Genomic DNA, 17,994 nt, shown 5'->3' with positions numbered 1-17,994 from the left:
GCAACGCCTCCTTTGTTGCGTGGTGCGAAGGGGGGGCAATGTACGATTGGGCGGAGTTTCGTCACTTTCGGTATCTGCTCACGATCCTCGAAAAAGGAGGATTTCGCATTGCCGCGGATGAACTGCATACTTCCCAGCCCAATCTCACGGTCCAGGCCCGGCAGTTTCAGGACAACGCCTCCATTTGCCTCTTCCGCAAATCCAAAAGCGGACGCATCTATCCAACCAGAACCGGCCAAGCTTTCCTGGCATTGGCTCCTTTTCTCCTTGAAGTTCGCGACGAAATTATCGACATACTCATCGAGATCGAGCGGGGCGAAATCAACTCCGTGCGGTTCGGATCAACGCCACTCGTCGATCAGGCACTGTTTCACGTCTTCTGTGAGTCGCATAAGGAACTGATGCCGAAATGCTCCATTCGGCCAACCCATGGCGATACTGCCCAATTGGCCGAAGAGATCGCGGATGGCGTGATCGATGCCGCAATCGTAACCCTTCCTTTGAAGCATCCCGAGCTGCACATTGAAGAAATCCGCCGCGACAGGCTTGTGGTGTGCCTGCGCAAGGACCATGTGCTTGCATCCAAAGCCGCTTTGGATGCGACCGATTTACAAAGCAATCTCGCAATCTTCTATCACCCGCAAAGGCACCCTGACGCTCACCAAAGATTGCTGGAGTTCCTGGCCGACGTCGGAGTCACTGTCGAAGAGTATTCGCGTGCCTCCCATCCCTCCGAAATGCTGACGCTAGTCAAGGAGGGGTATGGCTTCGCCTTGATCCGCGAAGGGACTCCGCTGGAGGAGGATTTGACGACACGTTCTGTTGCCGGAGTTGACTGGACCGTGGACACTGCCGTTGTTTACCACAAAGAACGCTATCCCAAGACCATCCCAATTCTGGTAAAGAAGCTCCAAAGGCACATTGAGAAAAGCCTGCCACAGGGCGTCCCCGCTCCTCTTCTGAACATCCGGAAGCCCGTTGCAAGCATCAAGCAGCCAGTCGCAACAGCGAATAAGACCCCAGTCCAGTTATTGCTTCATCTCTGAATGTTGCTGAATTTGCACCAGATAACGGGGGCCGATAACTGCGAACTATCGGCCGATAAATAGAACGTATTGGACGAAGAATCATTTTGCGCCAATGATCACGGCATATTCCAGCCCGAACAGGGCCACCGGAGGTGCCGATGTTTCCTCGCAGCAGAATCATTCTTCTCCACAAGACAGCCCGCCTTGCCAGACGATTGGCACAACCTCTCTCCAAACACAATCTTCGTCGCACAGCGCACGCGCTGTGGCCGACGTTTCTTGCGCTCTCGCTTGCTGGCGTGGCCCATGCCCAGGGGACGATGGACTTCTCCGGGGCAACCACGCTGATGACAACCTTCAAGACCTTCGCCATCTATGCGGGCGCGGTCATCTGTTTCGGCGGTCTGATCTTCGCCGGAATCCGCATGATGTCGGGAAGGTTCCAGGACGCCATTCCAGGGCTCTTTGGCGCGTTGTTCGGCGCTGGGGTTCTCGGATGGGGTGCTGGTTGGATTGGCTCGCTCACCGGGCAGACGATGCAGTAGGTGACGGCCATGACCAAGCGAGGAGAACCGTTACCAATCAACCAAGCGCTGAATCGACCGAGGGCCAAACTGGGCCTCGACCTCACAGCATGGATGGCGATCATATTCGTCTGCGTAACGGTTTTCCTCGTTGGGTTCCGCGTGGTGGCGATGATCGCTTTTCCCGCGCTTGCCGTGAGTGCGTGGCTGATCGTTCGCAAACATCCGAAGATGTTCGAGCTTTGGGGCTTGAGTCTGAGCCAGAGGTCCTACTATGACCCGCGTAAACACTGAGCAGTTGAAATACACCCCGTGGTTCGCCAAGGCCCGAGCCGCGTGCAGCATCGTTCCGATTGCACGCTTCATCAATGACCGGATCTTCACGCTCAAGGGCGGCGGTTATGGATGTCTGTTCTCTCTTGCTGGACTCGACGAAGAAGGCTTGACCGACCAGGAGCTTGAAGCCGAGATGCGGTCGATTGAAGGCGCATTGCGCGGACTACCCGAGGGATCGTGCTTGCACCAGTACACGCGCGTTATGTCAGGCTTCGATCTGCCAAGAAAGGAGCATTACGCCAGTCCGGTCACGCAGGTTTTTGTGGATGACCGGCTTACGTTTCTTGAAAAGACGGCAGGCTTTCGGCGCATCGATTTGCACTGGTGCCTGACACTGGAACCACCGAAGGCAGCCGCCTTCGCACATCAGCCGAAGGAACACGCCGCCGACACGACGCGGATGCTGGCCGACCTTGAAAAGACGGCCACGCTGCTCGAAGGCCATCTCTGCGGCACACTCGGACTGCGGCTGCTTGAGAAGAACGCGGTCTATCAGTTCTTCAGCTACCTGTTCAATCTCGAAGAGTGGGCGGCAAAGGACACGCTGTCCGCCGATGACGGCGTGGACCGGCAGATCGTGAAAAACCCTGTCGCATGGCACAGCGACCATCTCACCATCGGCCGCAGATACGTGCAGATGTTTTCGTTGAAGACGACACCGGAGGCATCGCGGCCCTGCCTGTTCTCAGGATTGATGACACTCGATTGCGACAGTATCCTGTGCTCGACATGGCGGCCGAAGTCCACCACTGCGGCGCGAAGCGAGATCGACGCTCAGGAAAAGTTCATTTCCTTCTTCAAAGTCGGAGTGCTGACGCGCGTCATGAGCGGACACGATACGGCGTCACTTGAAACCGGCGCTGGTGCCAGAGCCGCCAACACGCAGGTCGATGATCTTGGCGAAGTCATCCGCTCGCTCGACAAAAAAGCGCAGGGGGAATATTCGCTGCACTTGCTTGTGGCCACGCGCAGTTTGGATGAACTGCGCGGCATCGCGCCCGCCGTGCATCGCGTCTTCGTCGATGCGCGTGCGCAGGTGATGGAGGAAACGCTTGGCAATCTCTCCGCTTTCTACGCCATGTTTCCCGGTAACCACAAGTTCAACGTCTTCCCCATGTGGCTGGCGGAAGATCATCATGCCCGTCTGTCCTCCATCTTCGTGCCGCATCTCGGCCATCCGTACTCAGAGGACTTGGATAACGAGTACCTGAACATCTTCGAGACGCGCACACGGACGCCCTTTTTTCAGGACGTATATGTGGACGGAGTGCGGGTGATGCTCATCCTCGGACCAACCGGATCGGGCAAAAGTGTGGTCGGCAATGCCACCGTCGCGCTGGAGCAAAAATACGGTGGCTTCACATACATCTTCGACATCGGCGGCAGCTATGAAAGCGTCGTTGAACTCTACGGTGGCCGCGTGGACCGTATCGGCAAGGACGGCCCGCGCGTCAATCCCTTCGCGCTCGAACCCACCGAGAGCAATATCACGTTTCTCTATTCGTTCGTGAAGCTCTTGCTGACCAATGGCGGCGCGGAGTTGGAACCGGAAGACGATGACGTAATTCACAAGGCCGTGCGGGATATGTATCTGCTCGATGCCGAAAACCGCCGATTGTCCAATCTATTCCTGCCCAAGAAATTAGACAGGTATCTGTCTAAGTGGGTTGGCAACGGCGTCTATCACGCTGTCTTCGACAACGTGGAAGACAGCCTCTCGTTATCCCGCCTCCAGTGCTTCGACTTCCAGGGTGTGAACAATGAGCAATACGCCGACCTGATCGAACCAGTGATGGTCTGGCTGCTCAGGCGGATCAATGACGTTCTCTACAACCCGGCCAATCTCGGCGTTCCCAAACACATCCTCATCGAAGAGATTTTCTCTTCGATGAAGAACAAGCAGCTATTGGATGGCGCACTCGCCTCCATCAAGACCGTCCGCAAAAACCTCGGCGGCGTGACGATGATCGGCCAGTCCGCAGAGGACCTGGGCGCAAACGCTGACAGCATAGTGAATTCCTGCACGTCGTTTCTGTTTCTCAAAGACGCCACATTCAACCGCAAGCGGTATGCGGAACTCTTCAAGATGAACGATCAACAGCTCGCTCTCTTCGAGAGCTTGCAGGACCGCGAAGGGTTGTATATGCGCCGCGACGGGCTGACGAAAGTTGTCCGGCTCAACCTCGACAGCCGCAGCTACGCGGTTTTCTCCACCAAACCCAAGGACCGCGTACGCCGCGCCAAGCTCATTGCCAAGTACGGGCTCACCGAGGGCATTGCTCGCTTTGCCCCGGGTGAAACCGCATAACCGAAAACTCACCGCAGAAAGGACACGAACGACATGAGACCTCCCATTCCTGTCTCCATCGGCCTTGGTCTGCTGCTGGCCTCCGGCCAGTTGCACGCCGCTACCGATCCGCATCCACTTCAACCGAGTGCGCCGCGCACCGTGACGGTCACGGAAGCGGAGACGCCACCGCAGGTCCGCGCTGGCTTGCTGCAATCAACGCTGATCGTATTGCCCGCCGAAGAAAAGGTCGCCAATGTCTTCGCCGGCGACACAGTGAACTGGATCTTCGACGGCGGCCATCTGGCTTCGCGCTTCATCAGCGTGAAGCCGAAGACGGCAAACGCCGCCACGGACATCCACATCATTTCCGACCACGGCAACGAATACACGCTTCAGTTGAAAGAGGTCTCCATTGACCCCGATCCGCACTTCGATTCCAAGGTCTTCCTCAATCCCGGCGATCAGACTGGAAAGGATCGTCTGGTGCAGCCTCCCGTATTCGTATCAGCGGCGGAACTGGATAAGGCGAAACAGGAAGCTGCTGCCGCGAAAGCCGCTCAAACAGCCGAAATCAAAGCGGAACAGGCCAAGGCCGAGCAGTACCGCTCGGAGTATCCCGGCTTGTTGCACTTCGATTACGTGTGGGACGAGAAGAAGGCCAAGGAACTCGGGCTCCAGCAAATCTGGCGGGACGACAAGTTTACCTACCTGCGCGGCGTCTTCCAGGAAACTCCGGCGCTCTACGAATTGAAAGACAACAAGGGTTCGCTTATCAACTTCGATTTCAACGGTGGGCTCTACACCGTGCCCAAGCTGTTGGAACACGGGTATCTGGCCATCGGCAAGCAGAAGGTTGAATTCCATCGTGTGGGAGGCACAAAGTAGCCATGACAGAACAGAACCTCAACGCTCCCGCGACTATCCCAGAGCAACCCGAAGCAAAGCTGCCCCTTAAAAAGGGTATGCCTGTGGTCATCGCGCTCGTGGCAATTCTCGCCATACTCGGCATCGCCAACGTATCGAGTCTGCTGCGCGGCAACAAAAAGGCGGCCCCAGCAAGCGCATTACAGATGCGCCCGGTTTCACCGAACGCACAGCAGGTGTCGAGCTTCGAGACGCAACAACAGTTGCAGGCGCAGCATGACGCCGATGAAAAACAGCGGCAACAACAGTTGATTGCGGCCATGCAACAGCTTCAGGCCACCGAGGCGTCTCCAGGCCCCGAGTCTGCCAACGCTGCGCCGATGACCACGGCGCAGCGCGACACCATCTACGGCGGCAGTTCCAATGCGCCGCAACACACCTCCAATGTCTCCGAGGCCCAGGCCGAGGTCAAGCAAAAGGCGCTGGCGCGGGAGAAGCTGAAGCAGGATGCCATCAACAGCGGAACCGTGGCACTTGACTTCGAGCACTCCAGCGGAACTGCCGCTGCTGCGTCTGTGGCCCCGACAACAACGGCGGCGGAAGCTCTGCTGGGTAAAACCACTACTGACGTAAGCAGCAGCGCAGAGTCTGGCCACCCCGTTGCTGCACAGGCAAAAGCAAATGCCAAGACCGACCCGATGGGATCGTATGAGTTCGACCAGTATCAGGGGCGGCTCTATCGGATCTTTGAGGGAACGGTTCTCGAAGGCGTCGTCACCAACCACATTGACGGCGGATTCAGCGGGCCGATCCTGGTCATGCTGACAACCGACTACTACTCGCATGACCACCAACAGTTGCTCATGCCGCAAGGAACGCGCCTGATCGGCACCGTGCAGAGCGTGGGTAACGCCCAACAGCGCAAGATGTTCGTCACCTTCCACCGCGCAGTCTGCCCCGATGGCTTTTCACTCGACTTCGACAAGTACGTCGGACTCGATCCGATTGGAACAACAGGCCTCGCCACCAAAGTAGATCACGGATACCTGATGGCCTTCGGCGCAGCGGCGGCCATCGGCGGCTTGGGCGGTCTTGCCCAGATCGGCAACAACAGCAGCGTCCTTGATTCATCGACGCAGATTCGCAATGGCATCTCTGAGCAAACATCTGCCGAAGGCGAGCAGGTATTGAACCATTTCCTCAACCGTCTGCCGGTCATCACGTTGAAAGAAGGCTCGCGCGCCCGCGTGTACGTGGGGCGAGACATCCTCATCCCGGCCTATGCGGAACACCGCATGGACCCCACGCTCTAACGCGGGAGACAGTTCCATGAGTGAGCATAACGGACGCTACCGGCACCTGCTCAACAAAGCGCGCAATGCCATGCGCTGTGGCCGCGGCGCTTGGGCAGTACAGTCCACCGGAGAGAAGGTTGCCGTCGCGCTCGTGCTCAACCGCGCCGACTGGCTTGAGGAGATTGGCTACACCATTGCAGAAGCCATCGAGCGGGCAGGACAGGTATGGGTATCCATGATTCCAGAGATCGCTCGCCAGCTTACCGAGGAGGAAATATGACGCAGCGCATCACGAATCACCGCAGGCTCGCAAAATACGCAGCAATCATCGTGCTGGCGCTCGTTGCCCTCAGGATGCCCGCGGTACAGAACATCATCGCTAGCGCACTGATCGAATTCGTAGAGATCACGGAAAGAACATTGCGCCTTCCATGCGCTGTTCTCGATCACGACAAATGTTTCTCACTGGACAGGCTCGACCCTACCTGTCCGCCGTACCTGTAGCCGTTCGACCACACACAAGGAGGATATATGCCACTTCAACTCAAGAAGCATCGCAAATGGCTCATAGCCGGGACGGCCTTGCTACTGACCGCAACACCCGGTTTCGCACTGTTTGGACTTGGGGACATCGTGTTCGACCCCACAAGCTACGCGAGTCTCGTCTCTCAGCTCACCACTCTGGAAACGCAGTACAAAATGCTCAAAAACAACATCACCCATTTCTCGTTCAAGCAACAGTGGCAAACAACGCTGCACACGCTTGAGAACGCGAATGTCGCCAATATGTTTGGCGAGACGGCAGGCATCAAGATTGCACTCAACAGCAATTCACCATCCACCTCGTCCACGGCATGGAAGACCGCCACGATTTCGATGAACAGCGGCACCAGCAGCTACCTGCAAGGACAGTCTCTTGGCAGTTCCCGTATGTCGCAACTCGCCATGATCGAAACCGCGGACTCGATCTCTCCCGACTGTCTCACTGCCGTGGGCCAGTACCGGAACAATCGGACCGAAAATGCCACGGCCAACTCTACGTTGCTCTCTGATCAATTCGATAGCACAGACGGCACCAATACCGAAGTCCAGCAACTCAATCTTTTGAACGCAGCCGAGGCGCAGAAGTTGACCGAGATGCAGGCTCAGGGAACGCTTCATACCTGCCTTGCCGGTCAGATGACTGTCGCCAGCATGGAACGGCGCAATGCCGCTGTCGAAGACCTCAATACGGCGGTCTTCGTTCAGCAGCAGCGTGCAACAAATGACGCAAGCGCCGCCAGCGAAAGCAATACCTGGCAGACCTATCTTCCTTGACTTCAAACTTAGCGGCGCTGGCGTTGGCAACCAGCGCCGCCCATGATTCCAGTTGAGAGGTGGCAACCATGATTTCACCGATTCTGTTGGCCCAGGCATTACCGAGCGCAAGCTCCGGCGTGGACTGGCTCTATCAGTTCACCAACAACCTGACGAATCTGACCACACAGAACGGCGGAGCGCTCACACAGCTTGGCCTCACCGAGTTGAGTTGCATCGCCCTGTTCACACTCATCAGTATGGTCATCAATTGGAACACCTCTGGCATGACGCTGCGCTTCCATACGCACCCTGTCCGCGCAGGCGATATGACGCACTTCCTGTTGCGGCTGATCCTCTGCTGCCTGCTTATCAATTATTGGGTCAATCCGCTCCCCGGTGCGAGCTTCGGTCTCAATCACTTCTTCAGCTACATCGCCCAGGCGATGGTGGCAGCTTTCGACCAGAGTTCTCTGGATAACCTACTGCAACTACTCAAAACGGCTGGCGACAACACGTCCATGCCATCGCTGACCGCGCCGGTGCAGATCCTTTGCTACTTCTTTGTGCAGGCGCTATTGGGACTAGCGTCGGCTATTCTTTTCCTCATCAACTGCTCTTCGTTCATTCTCTACGGCGTGACGGCGCTCTTTGGTCCGGTATTCATTCCGCTGCTCATGACCAGGACATTCCAAGGGAAGTTCTTCCACTTTCTTGACGTGCTGCTTGGCTTCGCAATGATTCGCGCCGTGGCCGCCGCTTTCATCTTCGTGTGGAGCGGCTTTATGAATACGTTCATCCAACAGACTTTCAATGGAACTTATTCTATGGATATGTGGCTGGCGAACCTGATTCCATGCACAATGGTCATGATCGCCTTCATCCTCAATATGCTTTTTGTCCCGAGCATGACGCAGGCGATCTTCGGTGGCGCTGCGGGGCTGACATCTGCGGCGCCCAATATCGCTGGCGGAACCGCCTTATTTCTCGCAAAAGGTGGAGGTGCGTAATGAGTAATATCTGGTTTCTTCTTCTCAGCCGAGTAAGGGTGCGGCGCCCTCGATGGTTTATCCCTTTGATGGCAATATTCGCTATCAGCGTAATCATCGCAGGACTTATCTATGCCTGCGTCGTCTTTCAAGCGGTCAATGAAAGGAATCGTGCTCCCCATGTCCACACGCACAGTGCCCGCTAATTTGCCGTTGAAGCCTGAACAGGCATTGCTTGTCGATCGCATTGGCAACGAGGTGTACTCGTCCCACTACGCCGAGCGGAAGGCATACCGTTTCATCCTTGCCTGTGGCACGGTTGTGCTGCTTGGATCACTGGGGATGAATCTGTCATTGGCGCATCGCCCGATTGCCAACCGCTACATCCGTATCGACGAGATGGGCCGCGCCCAGGCGATTCAATACAGCGACCTCAACTACAGCCCACGCGAGGGCGAAGTCCGCACGTATCTCACCGATTGGGCCAACTATCGCTACACCGTCAGCCGCGATGTGATCGCCAAGAAATACCCGCTCAATTACTACTTTCTGTCGCAGGCATTGGCGTCGCGTCTGATGGCCGAAGATAACCAGAACCACTTGGTTTCGCAGGTCACCGCAGGCCAGATTGAATCGAGCGATGTAGCGGTCCAGAACGTGACCATCACGTCCATGTCCGAGGAGATGGTTCAGGGCACTCGCATCGCTCGCGGCACGGCCCTGATGACCGTGGACCGGTTCTATTCCGCGCAGAATTCGCGCGAGCCCCGCACAGAGCATTGGATGCTCAGTATCACTTACTACTTGAATCCCAAACAGGTCAGTGACCAGGCCAGGATTTATCCGCAATACGAATTCATCAATCCGCTGGGATTGACCATTACCGAGTTTCACGAAAATCGCGTCTCTGTCGATCCCATTAAGCCGGATGCAACCACGGGAGCGACACGATGACTTACGAACTGATTCTTCCGTTCTTTCCTGAGGAGTTGCGTGGGCTGCTGCTCGACCCGTCGATCTCCGATCTGATGATCAACGGGACGACAGGTGTGTTCGCCGACCGGAACGGCGTCGTCGAGCAAATACAACTCAAGCAGCCGTATACGAACGAGCGGTTACAAGCGGCCATTGAGCGCGTAGCGCGCATTCTGGGCCAGGACTTGACAGGGCAGAATCCGATTCTCAATACGCGCCTGCCCGATGGCTCGCGTGTGGCCGTCGTCGGGCCGCCTTCATCGGTCTATGGACCGACGCTCACCGTCCGCAAGTTCAACCGCTGGTACACCTCGGATGAACTGGTCGAGTCGGGTAGCCTGCCTGCGCAGGTTCGAGACACGGTTGTGCGGCTCATCGGCGGGCGAAAGAACGGCATCATTGCCGGGGGAACGGGCTCGGGCAAGACCACGCTGATGAAGGCTCTACTCGATCATGTTCCCATGCAAGAGCGGTTGATTGTGATCGAGCAGCCAGCCGAGTTGAAGATTGCCCATCCCAACGCCGTTCGATGGGAGGCGGTTGCAGCCATTCCCGGCCAAGTTGCCGTGACTCCGAGCCAGTTGGTGGCCGCTGCTCTGCGCCATCGTCCCGACCGCATCATCATGGGCGAAATTCGCGATGAGTGCGGCTATGACCTGCTGCAAGCGATGAACACAGGCCATGGCGGAACGCTCTCGACCTTGCACGCAGATTCAGCCGTAGATGCACTCGACAGGCTGGCGGATATGGCGCTCAGCGCCAGGACAAATTTGGACCAGCAATTCATCCGGTCGCAGACCGGCAAGGCCGTGGATTTTGTTCTCTATTGCGAGCGAAATTCCACAGGTCGGCGCCGGATACGCGAACTGATTACAGTGAGCGGCTACAGCCACGCGGAGCAGTGCTTCATGACGGAGGAGGTCTATCGTGCTTCCAGCGCCTGACGAGCAGGCTTCCAGCTAAGAACAAACCGAAATTCGAGGTTCCTCTGATGCCGAATCACGCGGTCACAAAGACTGTACGACCCAACTCGTCTCTGAAATCGCTCTACCCTCCGGCCCGGCTCGCCAATGCCGCGATAGAGCGGCTCCAGAGCGCTTCGCTCTCTGGTCTCCGAGGGGATCTGCATGGCTTGGTGGGCCACGCAGTAGTGTGCTGCTCGTTGGTTTACAGAGCCATACGTGAAGCAGCGACCAATTCACCATCGCCTGAGCATCCAGCGAGTCTGTGCATAGCGTCGTCGTGGTGGGAGGTATTGGCATGAGATACCTCTCCGTGTGCTCGGGCATAGAAGCTGTCTCGGTTGCATGGCAACCGCTGGGATGGGAACCGGCGATGTTCGCCGAGATCGACCCCTTCTGCTGCTGGCTGCTGCGCTCGCGCTACCGCGCATCGCGGCCGCAGCATATGCCCGGCCCGAACGATGCGCCAACACACAAGGAAGCCAAGCGCCGCGCGGCCGCCATTCGCAACATTGTTTCTCTGCCCGTCGATGGCGACGTGATCAATGCTGGAGACTTCACAAAGATTGGAGCCGAGGATGTGGGAACAATCGACCTTTTGGCCGGAGGAACACCTTGCCAGTCTTTCTCCGTCGCCGGTAAGCGAGCAGGACTGGATGACCCGCGTGGCAACCTCACCATCGAGTTTGCTCGACTTGCTGATCGCCTCCGGCCCACTTGGCTGGTGTGGGAGAACGTTCCCGGTGTCCTGTCGATTGACGACGGACGGACGTTTGGAGCCTTCCTCGGGATGCTGGTCCAACTCGGGTATGGCCTCTCATGGAGAGTCTTGGATGCTCAATACTTCGGAGTACCCCAGCGACGGCGTCGCGTCTTCGTTGTCGGACATCTTGGAAACTGGAGAGCTTCCGCAGCGGTTCTATTTGAGTTCGCGGGCCTGTCGGGGTATCCTCCGCCGCGCAGAGAAACGCGGAAAGACCTTGCCCCCACCCTTAGCGCGCGCACTCATGGCGGTGGCGGACTCGGAACAGACTTCGATCTCGATGGCGGCCTGATCGGCGACCTTGCGTTTGGCGGCAACAACACCTCCGGCCCAATCGATGTCTCCACCGCAACCAATGCCTGCGCTACCGCCTCGGGGCGCATCGATTTCGAGACCGAGACATTCACCGTGCATTCGCTGTCCTCCGAGGGTTTTGATGCGAGCGAAGACGGTACGGGACGTGGCGTGCCATTAATCTCAGAAACCTTGAGTACACGCTATGGAGACGCTTCAGACCGGGATCTTCCCGACAGCTCCGCAATCCTACCCGTAGCCTTCAATCTGCGCGGGCGCGAGGGCGGAGCTATGCCAGAGGTTTCCGAAAGCGCGAGCCTGCGTGCATCCGCCGGAGGAAGCACCAACAGTTACATTGCCTTTTCGGCCAAAGATCACGGAGCCGATGCCGATGAGATCGCGCCTACGCTCCGGGGCATGGGACATGACGCCAGTCATCCCAATGGCGGCGGGCAACTCGCTATCGCATTCACGCTTCATGGCAGCGATGGCACAGCAACGATAGCTTCATCCACGGATATTGCAGGCAGTCTGCGAACGCGTGCTCCGGGCAGCATCGAGAACAGCTCGACTACTGCGGTCTTGCAGGAACAATCCGCAGCTTCACCATTGCCTCCTTCCTACGGCGAACAGGCCGATAGTTCCAACGTCAGCAGCGGGTCTCCCAATCTGATCCATGCTCCGATGGCCGTGCGCCGCCTGACTCCACGCGAATGCGAGCGCCTGCAAGGATTCCCCTGCGATTACACGTTGGTCGAGTACCGCGGCAAACTCGCTGCCGATGGTCCCCGCTACAGATCACTTGGGAATTCAATGGCAGTCCCAGTCATGCGCTGGATAGGAGAGCGCATCGCCGCGGTTGATGCCATCCTCCGTGATGGTTCCGGCGTCAGGAGGCGGTCATGAGGCAGCGCAGGATCGTTACCCTATTGCGAAGCCACACCTCCCAGTTGCGCGGAGATCATGGACGCTTCTTGTCCTCAACGATCCGGCGCACAAACGAGGAAGCTTTCATTCGACCTCCACACAATTCTTCTATGGTCAGTTCCGCGCGTAGTCGGCGGGTAATCAGAGCCGAGCTTTGCGGTTGGCGCAGTTGGCCCACTCGCTGCTTGTTGAGCGGGATACGTGGCATGCAACATGAGAACTCTGTCTTTGCCTCGTTGCGATCGCGTCCTTCTACAAGCACCCTTCAGATGATCGTTGCCGTAGAGCACCAATTCTCCTGCATTTTCCCTGCTCACCCTCGGTCACTCGCTTCGGTGCTTATCCCGCGCCCTGCGGCACTTCGGGTTCTGCTTTTCCTGGACTCCTCCCCCAACCAGATGCGTTGGGTCCCCACTCCAGAAAATGCACCCTCGGCACTTGGGAGCGAGGCACACTCGCGTCGCTTCGCGCAAGAGTGTCCCGAGGCTAATCCGGGCAAATACAACAAGGAGAAATGACATGGCACTCTACACCAACAACGTGACTCTGAAGGGCTTCCTGGGTAAGGACGCCGAGACCATCGCAACCAAGCAGGGACGGAGCCTCACGGTTCTGTCGCTGGCCACCAAGTCCGGCTACAAGGACAAGCAGAAGAACGAGTGGGTCAACCACACCGAGTGGCACCGCATCGTCGCATTCGGCACACCCGCCGACTACGCGAAGAACCTGAAGAAAGGTGAGTACGTGGAGGTCGAAGGCGAACTACGCTCGACCGAGCGCGAAGTGGAGATCGTCAAGGACAAGAAGAAGACGAAGACCACGACGCGCAACTGGGAGGTGCGAACCAGCAAGGTGACCAAGCTGGCGCCTCCCAAGACCGGCGAGAACCAGGATGCCGAACCCATCACAGAGGAGGACGCGGCTTAGGCCGCGTTCTCCCCCTCGGGGAGGTGACTTATGGAACTCTTTGCGAACAACGTAATCTTGCGTGGATTCCTCGGCAGAGATGCCGAGGTTCCACCTTCAGATGGAATCACTGACGACGCTTATGCTGTGCTCACTCTATGCGTTGAATCAGGCGTATGGTGGCGGCCTTCGAACGAATGGATCTCCCGCACTGCCTGGTATCGCGTGATCTGCCCAGGGCCGTTCTTCTGCGGCTTCACGCGTGGCATGAAGCAAGGGGATTATATCGAGGTCGATGGACAGCTCGCGATTCACCATTATGCCTCGCTGAATCTTACGAATCCGGTCATCGAGATCCACGCAACACAGATTCGCAGGCTGGAGATTCCGGTCGTCGGAGTCATTGAAAAGTACGACGGCTGATGCCGTCCGTGCTTTTCCTCGCGGAGAGGTTAACGCCTCTCCGCATTTGTTCCGGTCTTATTTCGCGTTTTTCATCTGCGAGTAGCTCGCAGGACCAAGCTCTTTCGAGGTGGATTCATGAGTCAGATCGCAGTCAACTTTCTCACTCGCAGTTTCTCGTCGAGCGAAACGATTGCACTCCTGCTGCGCCGGGATGATACGCTCCGGCCACAGCAGCGCCCTCAGCAGCGTATCGTCACGCTCGAACAAGTTCTCGCGCCACGCTATATGGCTTGGCTCACCTTTGAGAACGACAATGGCGCGAACATTTATATCTCCGCCAATCCACTTCGTGCGAGAAGTAGGAAGCGCACCAAAGAATGCGTTGCTTCTGTCCGGCATCTCTATATCGACATCGACGAGGACGGCGACGCCCGGCTCGCTGCGCTGCGGGCGTCGGATGCTGTTCCTGCCCCAACCGCGATCATTTCAACATCGCCCGGCAAATATCAGGCACTTTGGCGGGTCGCTGGCTTCGACTTCGACAGTCAGGAACAGACCCTCAAGCTGATCGCCCATGCCTTCGGCGGCGATTTGGCTTGCACTGATCGGAACCGTGTACTGCGCGTCCCCGGTTTCTACAACCGGAAGTATTCTCCCGCACATCGTGTCGCGGTCGAATACCCGGTTGATGCGACCTACGGCCCAACCGATTTCCTGCTTGAAGAAGTCGCCGGTTCTTCCGTGCTGCCGCTGCGCGGGGACGCACGGAAATCTCCCTCCGGCAAGCACTCGCATTCGGAAGCAGATTGGGCCTGGGTTTGCGCGCAGCTTACCCATGGCCGGGATGCCGCGAAGCTGACGCACGAACTGGCAACTCAGCGCTCCGATAAGGGCGACCCGTTCTACTACGCAAGGAGGACCGTCGATGTTGCCTCCGCCTGCCTTTGGTTGGCCAGTGGCATCCCCATCGACGACGTCATCACCATGCTCGAAGTTCGCCGCCGCTTCGAGATTCCCGCCGCACTTTGCTCCGCTCGTGCGCGGGAGATTGCGGCCACAGCCCAACGCATGATTGCCCGTCGAAAGACGGTCTGATTCCACAGCCCAAGGAGGAATGATATGCCACTGCTTGAAGTCGTCCAAACCCGCTACATCAGCGCCTCGATTCGATTGACTGATTCGACTGCATTACAACTCGATCAGTATGCCGCATTCATCCACGCTTCAGCCGATGAAGTGATCGACCAAGCGCTCGTCTATGTCTTCTCGAAAGACCGCGACTTCCAGGAGTACCTTCGCACTCCTGAAGCGCAGCGCATTACGCCCACGCTGCGGGTTCGTCGGCCACCCGCCAATGAAGCAGCCGAAACGGCTCACAAAAAGCCGGTTTCGGTGGCGTCTTCGGCCACCTCAACACCAGCAATTGTGGCGGGATCGAAGGCATGATCCCACGCCAACATGGGTGGCAAAGCCACGACGGTGCTACGCACCGGAAGAATTTAGACACTCCACCCCTCAAAGGGTGGTGTGTCGCAGCGCCGGGTAGACAAGAGTCTACCGCGCTGACGTTTAACAGGTTCTCAACCCCCGGTAGACAATAGGCTACTTCCCGTCTCCTATTGTCTACCGGCCAAGGAGTCGATATGTCGGAACACTCACAGCTATCTTCCATTGACTTTGAAACCCGTGCCAGCCGTTCCCTTGGACGCGCTGGCAGAACGTATGTCGCCAGCGCAAAGGTCACGCGCCAAGAGCAAATGGAATTGGAGCGGAAAGCAGGCGCAGAAGGCAAAGCCCTCAGTGAATGGGCACGCGATGTTTTACTGCGCGAGGCGAGGCGCTCCGATAGCGATGCTCTCTTCACGGAGATCGTTGCCACTCGGATGCTTTTGGTCAACCTCATCAAGCCACTCATCCTCGGCAAGCCGGTCACGACGGAATGGATCACCGAGGCCATGAGCGCCGTGCGCCGCGAGAAACGCCGGGCCGCGCAGGAAGTCATGCAACAGTACACGGACGACGCCAAAGGAGGACGATGATATGGCTACGCACTGGGGACGCAAGGAAACGATTATCTGGCCGCCGCATGTTCCGTTGATGAGCTATTCGGCGGTGGCGGTGGCGCTGCTCTTGACCTGCCTTCTCTTCTGGCAGCGGGTTCGTTTTGCGATGCCGCCGCTCGAACAGGCATACATCGGGGACTACATGCGCGCCCAAGCCGGAGCCGCCTTTCATCTGAGCGGCAGCTACCGGCTCGTTTACCTGGGTGGCGGGAAAGCCAAACCTCGTCTGGCTTTCCCGTTCGATTTCACACGAGGCAGCATGACGCTTCCGAGTGGGAAGCCCGCGCCCTTTGCGCTCGCGGAACTCGCGCGTTCTGAAGGGTACGAGTTCCCCTTCCTGGGGCCAGCTCAGAAGTATAGGGACGCTTCGATGTACCACTGGCTGCATGACGTTGTTTTCGGCGGCAAGAGCCTGCTTGAGGCCTTCGCCGCGCGCCTTATTGGCGGCGGCGCCATCCTCATTGCGCTGCTTGCGTTGGCCATTCCCCAGGACATCAAACGATTCCGGCAGATGAAATATGGCCGCGTTTTGCGCGGTCCGCTGATGCTTACACCGAAGCAATTCAACCGGGCTGCGAAAGGGGAAGGCGTCGGTTTCGTGACCACCGAATCGCGCCGGATGATGCGAATTCCTCAGCGCAAAGAGGCGCAGCACATCCAGATCATGGGCGACACGGGTGCCGGTAAGACCCAGCTCATCATGCAAATCCTGCGCCAGATCAGGGACCGAAAGGACTCGGCCATCGTCTACGATCCGGCCTGCGAATACATCCAGAGGTTCTTCAATAAAGATCGCGGCGACATCGTCCTCAACCCACTTGATGACCGCTGCCCGTACTGGGGACCAGCCCAAGAGATGGAATCGAATGCCGAGGCTGACGCCATCGCAGCCTCGCTCTATCAGCGCAAGACAGATGTGATCGACGAGTTCTTTCACGATACGCCCGCCCAGATTTTCGCTCACCTGTTGAAGCTCGGGCCGACGCCGCACCAGCTTGCCGCATGGATGGCCAGCGATGAGGAGTTGCTGAAGCGGGTCCAGGGAACCGAGATGGCCTTCTATATTGACAGGAAGGCCGGACCGCAGCGGGCCGGTGTTCTCTCTTCTCTTACTCTTGTGGCGAAGAGCTTCCGGCTCTTGCCGGAGAAAGGCGAGAGCCGTCCGGTCTGGAACGCCCGCACCTGGGCAAAGAAACGGCAGGGATGGATCTTCATTACCTCGCGTCCAGCGGAGCGGGACACGTTGCGTCCCCTGCATTCGCTCTGGATCGATCTGCTGGTTATGCGCCTGTTGAGTGCGCCGCAGCCGGGACAACGCCCGGTGTGGTTTGTGATCGATGAGTTGGCAAGTTTGCAGAAGCTGCCGCAGCTTCACACGGCGATAACAGAAAATAGAAAGAGCAAAAATCCGCTCGTGTTGGGCTTTCAGGGCAAGGCCCAGCTTGAAGTCACTTACGGCCATCTGGCCGAGGTAATGCTCTCGCAGCCGGCCACGAAAATCTTCATGAAGACCACTGAACCAAAGGCGTCCGAGTGGATCTCAGAAACGATTGGCAAGGTCGAGATCGAGCGGCTGAAAGAGACCAAGTTCGATGGAACCAGGTCTGGCAAGAACTTCACTGTGGAACGGCAGATCGAGCCTCTGGTCATGGGGTCGGAAATCGCAGGACTCGATGACCAGCACGCTTACCTGAAGCTCGGAAATAACGTGGCGCGCTTCGCCTTCGATTACCTGGACCTGCCTACGCAGACCATTGATTTCATACCGCGCAAGATGGCGGACGGCGGCTTGAGTTTCGATCCCGATACGTTGGAGCCAATTCAGACGGAGAGTGAAGAGAGGCAAGAAAGCTCGAATTCCGAACCTGTGGCTACGGTCTCCGGGGATGCTCCGATCGTCCAGGAAAAGTCGCCGCGCCCGATCCCCTGGCCAGTGCAGCAAGCGATGGAGCAGTTTGAGATCGTTCCAGAAAATCCGTCTGCACCCGTTCAGGAAGTCGTCAACACGCCTGCCGGTTCGGAAATTCATGAGAACGCGGAAGACGAACAAATTTCGCTTGATCTGAGGTCATTGTAA

Annotated in this window: 19 protein-coding genes; all 19 read left to right on the top strand. The window is 57.6% G+C overall.

The window, feature by feature from the left end; translation table 11 throughout:
• The first annotated feature begins 38 nt into the window (after positions 1-38).
• Positions 39-1,046 (top strand): LysR family transcriptional regulator, encoded by a 1,008-nt coding sequence (locus ACOBR2_RS16575; RefSeq protein WP_420237213.1) that lies wholly within the window; start codon positions 39-41, stop codon positions 1,044-1,046.
• A 140-nt stretch (positions 1,047-1,186) separates the two neighbouring features.
• Positions 1,187-1,573, top strand: coding sequence for a TrbC/VirB2 family protein (locus ACOBR2_RS16570; RefSeq protein ID WP_420237212.1), 387 nt, complete (start codon positions 1,187-1,189; stop codon positions 1,571-1,573).
• A 9-nt stretch (positions 1,574-1,582) separates the two neighbouring features.
• Positions 1,583-1,846: a VirB3 family type IV secretion system protein gene (locus tag ACOBR2_RS16565; protein WP_420240027.1), complete on the top strand. Its 264-nt coding sequence runs from the start codon at positions 1,583-1,585 to the stop codon at positions 1,844-1,846.
• On the top strand, positions 1,827-4,196 hold the full coding sequence (locus ACOBR2_RS16560) for a VirB4 family type IV secretion system protein (protein WP_420237211.1): 2,370 nt from the start codon (positions 1,827-1,829) through the stop codon (positions 4,194-4,196). Before ACOBR2_RS16565 ends, ACOBR2_RS16560 begins: the two co-directional genes overlap by 20 nt.
• 33 nt (positions 4,197-4,229) lie before the next feature.
• Entirely contained in the window at positions 4,230-5,063 is an 834-nt protein-coding gene (locus ACOBR2_RS16555) for a TrbG/VirB9 family P-type conjugative transfer protein (protein WP_420237210.1), read from the top strand.
• Between the two features lie 2 nt (positions 5,064-5,065).
• Positions 5,066-6,355: a TrbI/VirB10 family protein gene (locus ACOBR2_RS16550; protein ID WP_420237209.1), complete on the top strand. Its 1,290-nt coding sequence runs from the start codon at positions 5,066-5,068 to the stop codon at positions 6,353-6,355.
• A gap of 16 nt (positions 6,356-6,371) precedes the next feature.
• Positions 6,372-6,617 (top strand): hypothetical protein, encoded by a 246-nt coding sequence (locus ACOBR2_RS16545; protein ID WP_420237208.1) that lies wholly within the window; start codon positions 6,372-6,374, stop codon positions 6,615-6,617.
• Positions 6,614-6,841: a hypothetical protein gene (locus ACOBR2_RS16540; protein WP_420237207.1), complete on the top strand. Its 228-nt coding sequence runs from the start codon at positions 6,614-6,616 to the stop codon at positions 6,839-6,841. Before ACOBR2_RS16545 ends, ACOBR2_RS16540 begins: the two co-directional genes overlap by 4 nt.
• 27 nt (positions 6,842-6,868) lie before the next feature.
• Entirely contained in the window at positions 6,869-7,654 is a 786-nt protein-coding gene (locus ACOBR2_RS16535) for a hypothetical protein (protein ID WP_420237206.1), read from the top strand.
• A 68-nt stretch (positions 7,655-7,722) separates the two neighbouring features.
• The gene (locus ACOBR2_RS16530; RefSeq protein WP_420237205.1) at positions 7,723-8,643 is read left to right on the top strand and encodes a type IV secretion system protein; all 921 of its coding nucleotides are present in this window, start codon (positions 7,723-7,725) and stop codon (positions 8,641-8,643) included.
• 159 nt (positions 8,644-8,802) lie between these two features.
• Complete coding sequence (locus ACOBR2_RS16525; protein WP_420237204.1) at positions 8,803-9,576, top strand: VirB8/TrbF family protein; 774 nt, start codon at positions 8,803-8,805, stop codon at positions 9,574-9,576.
• Positions 9,573-10,541 (top strand): CpaF family protein, encoded by a 969-nt coding sequence (locus ACOBR2_RS16520; RefSeq protein WP_420237203.1) that lies wholly within the window; start codon positions 9,573-9,575, stop codon positions 10,539-10,541. Before ACOBR2_RS16525 ends, ACOBR2_RS16520 begins: the two co-directional genes overlap by 4 nt.
• A gap of 316 nt (positions 10,542-10,857) precedes the next feature.
• The gene (gene dcm / locus ACOBR2_RS16515; RefSeq protein WP_420237202.1) at positions 10,858-12,522 is read left to right on the top strand and encodes a DNA (cytosine-5-)-methyltransferase; all 1,665 of its coding nucleotides are present in this window, start codon (positions 10,858-10,860) and stop codon (positions 12,520-12,522) included.
• 540 nt (positions 12,523-13,062) lie between these two features.
• A complete protein-coding gene (locus tag ACOBR2_RS16510; RefSeq protein ID WP_420237201.1) occupies positions 13,063-13,470 on the top strand; it encodes a single-stranded DNA-binding protein in 408 nt (135 codons plus the stop codon).
• A gap of 30 nt (positions 13,471-13,500) precedes the next feature.
• A complete protein-coding gene (locus ACOBR2_RS16505) occupies positions 13,501-13,872 on the top strand; it encodes a single-stranded DNA-binding protein (protein ID WP_420237200.1) in 372 nt (123 codons plus the stop codon).
• Positions 13,873-13,989: 117 nt separating this feature from the next.
• On the top strand, positions 13,990-14,949 hold the full coding sequence (locus ACOBR2_RS16500; protein WP_420237199.1) for a RepB family DNA primase: 960 nt from the start codon (positions 13,990-13,992) through the stop codon (positions 14,947-14,949).
• 24 nt (positions 14,950-14,973) lie between these two features.
• Positions 14,974-15,300, top strand: a complete 327-nt coding sequence (locus ACOBR2_RS16495) for a hypothetical protein (RefSeq protein ID WP_420237198.1) — start codon at positions 14,974-14,976, stop codon at positions 15,298-15,300.
• A gap of 197 nt (positions 15,301-15,497) precedes the next feature.
• Positions 15,498-15,893 carry a hypothetical protein gene (locus ACOBR2_RS16490; RefSeq protein ID WP_420237197.1) on the top strand — a complete coding sequence of 132 codons (396 nt, stop codon included), beginning with the start codon at positions 15,498-15,500 and terminating at the stop codon, positions 15,891-15,893.
• A 58-nt stretch (positions 15,894-15,951) separates the two neighbouring features.
• Positions 15,952-17,994 carry a type IV secretion system DNA-binding domain-containing protein gene (locus ACOBR2_RS16485; protein ID WP_420237196.1) on the top strand — a complete coding sequence of 681 codons (2,043 nt, stop codon included), beginning with the start codon at positions 15,952-15,954 and terminating at the stop codon, positions 17,992-17,994.

This window comes from Telmatobacter bradus, from assembly GCF_048629425.1.
GTDB classification, from domain to species: Bacteria; Acidobacteriota; Terriglobia; order Terriglobales; family Acidobacteriaceae; genus Telmatobacter; species Telmatobacter bradus.
The sequence above is the reverse complement of the archived record's forward strand: the minus strand, read 5'-3'. Positions and strand labels throughout refer to the sequence as shown.

Bases quoted from the DNA above. Each gene is read 5' to 3' on its own strand.
- ACOBR2_RS16575 (WP_420237213.1), top strand. From the start codon at position 39: ATGTACGATTGGGCGGAGTTTCGTCACTTTCGGTATCTGCTCACGATC.
- ACOBR2_RS16570 (WP_420237212.1), top strand. From the start codon at position 1,187: ATGTTTCCTCGCAGCAGAATCATTCTTCTCCACAAGACAGCCCGCCTT.
- ACOBR2_RS16565 (WP_420240027.1), top strand. From the start codon at position 1,583: ATGACCAAGCGAGGAGAACCGTTACCAATCAACCAAGCGCTGAATCGA.
- ACOBR2_RS16560 (WP_420237211.1), top strand. From the start codon at position 1,827: ATGACCCGCGTAAACACTGAGCAGTTGAAATACACCCCGTGGTTCGCC.
- ACOBR2_RS16555 (WP_420237210.1), top strand. From the start codon at position 4,230: ATGAGACCTCCCATTCCTGTCTCCATCGGCCTTGGTCTGCTGCTGGCC.
- ACOBR2_RS16550 (WP_420237209.1), top strand. From the start codon at position 5,066: ATGACAGAACAGAACCTCAACGCTCCCGCGACTATCCCAGAGCAACCC.
- ACOBR2_RS16545 (WP_420237208.1), top strand. From the start codon at position 6,372: ATGAGTGAGCATAACGGACGCTACCGGCACCTGCTCAACAAAGCGCGC.
- ACOBR2_RS16540 (WP_420237207.1), top strand. From the start codon at position 6,614: ATGACGCAGCGCATCACGAATCACCGCAGGCTCGCAAAATACGCAGCA.
- ACOBR2_RS16535 (WP_420237206.1), top strand. From the start codon at position 6,869: ATGCCACTTCAACTCAAGAAGCATCGCAAATGGCTCATAGCCGGGACG.
- ACOBR2_RS16530 (WP_420237205.1), top strand. From the start codon at position 7,723: ATGATTTCACCGATTCTGTTGGCCCAGGCATTACCGAGCGCAAGCTCC.
- ACOBR2_RS16525 (WP_420237204.1), top strand. From the start codon at position 8,803: ATGTCCACACGCACAGTGCCCGCTAATTTGCCGTTGAAGCCTGAACAG.
- ACOBR2_RS16520 (WP_420237203.1), top strand. From the start codon at position 9,573: ATGACTTACGAACTGATTCTTCCGTTCTTTCCTGAGGAGTTGCGTGGG.
- dcm (WP_420237202.1), top strand. From the start codon at position 10,858: ATGAGATACCTCTCCGTGTGCTCGGGCATAGAAGCTGTCTCGGTTGCA.
- ACOBR2_RS16510 (WP_420237201.1), top strand. From the start codon at position 13,063: ATGGCACTCTACACCAACAACGTGACTCTGAAGGGCTTCCTGGGTAAG.
- ACOBR2_RS16505 (WP_420237200.1), top strand. From the start codon at position 13,501: ATGGAACTCTTTGCGAACAACGTAATCTTGCGTGGATTCCTCGGCAGA.
- ACOBR2_RS16500 (WP_420237199.1), top strand. From the start codon at position 13,990: ATGAGTCAGATCGCAGTCAACTTTCTCACTCGCAGTTTCTCGTCGAGC.
- ACOBR2_RS16495 (WP_420237198.1), top strand. From the start codon at position 14,974: ATGCCACTGCTTGAAGTCGTCCAAACCCGCTACATCAGCGCCTCGATT.
- ACOBR2_RS16490 (WP_420237197.1), top strand. From the start codon at position 15,498: ATGTCGGAACACTCACAGCTATCTTCCATTGACTTTGAAACCCGTGCC.
- ACOBR2_RS16485 (WP_420237196.1), top strand. From the start codon at position 15,952: ATGAGCTATTCGGCGGTGGCGGTGGCGCTGCTCTTGACCTGCCTTCTC.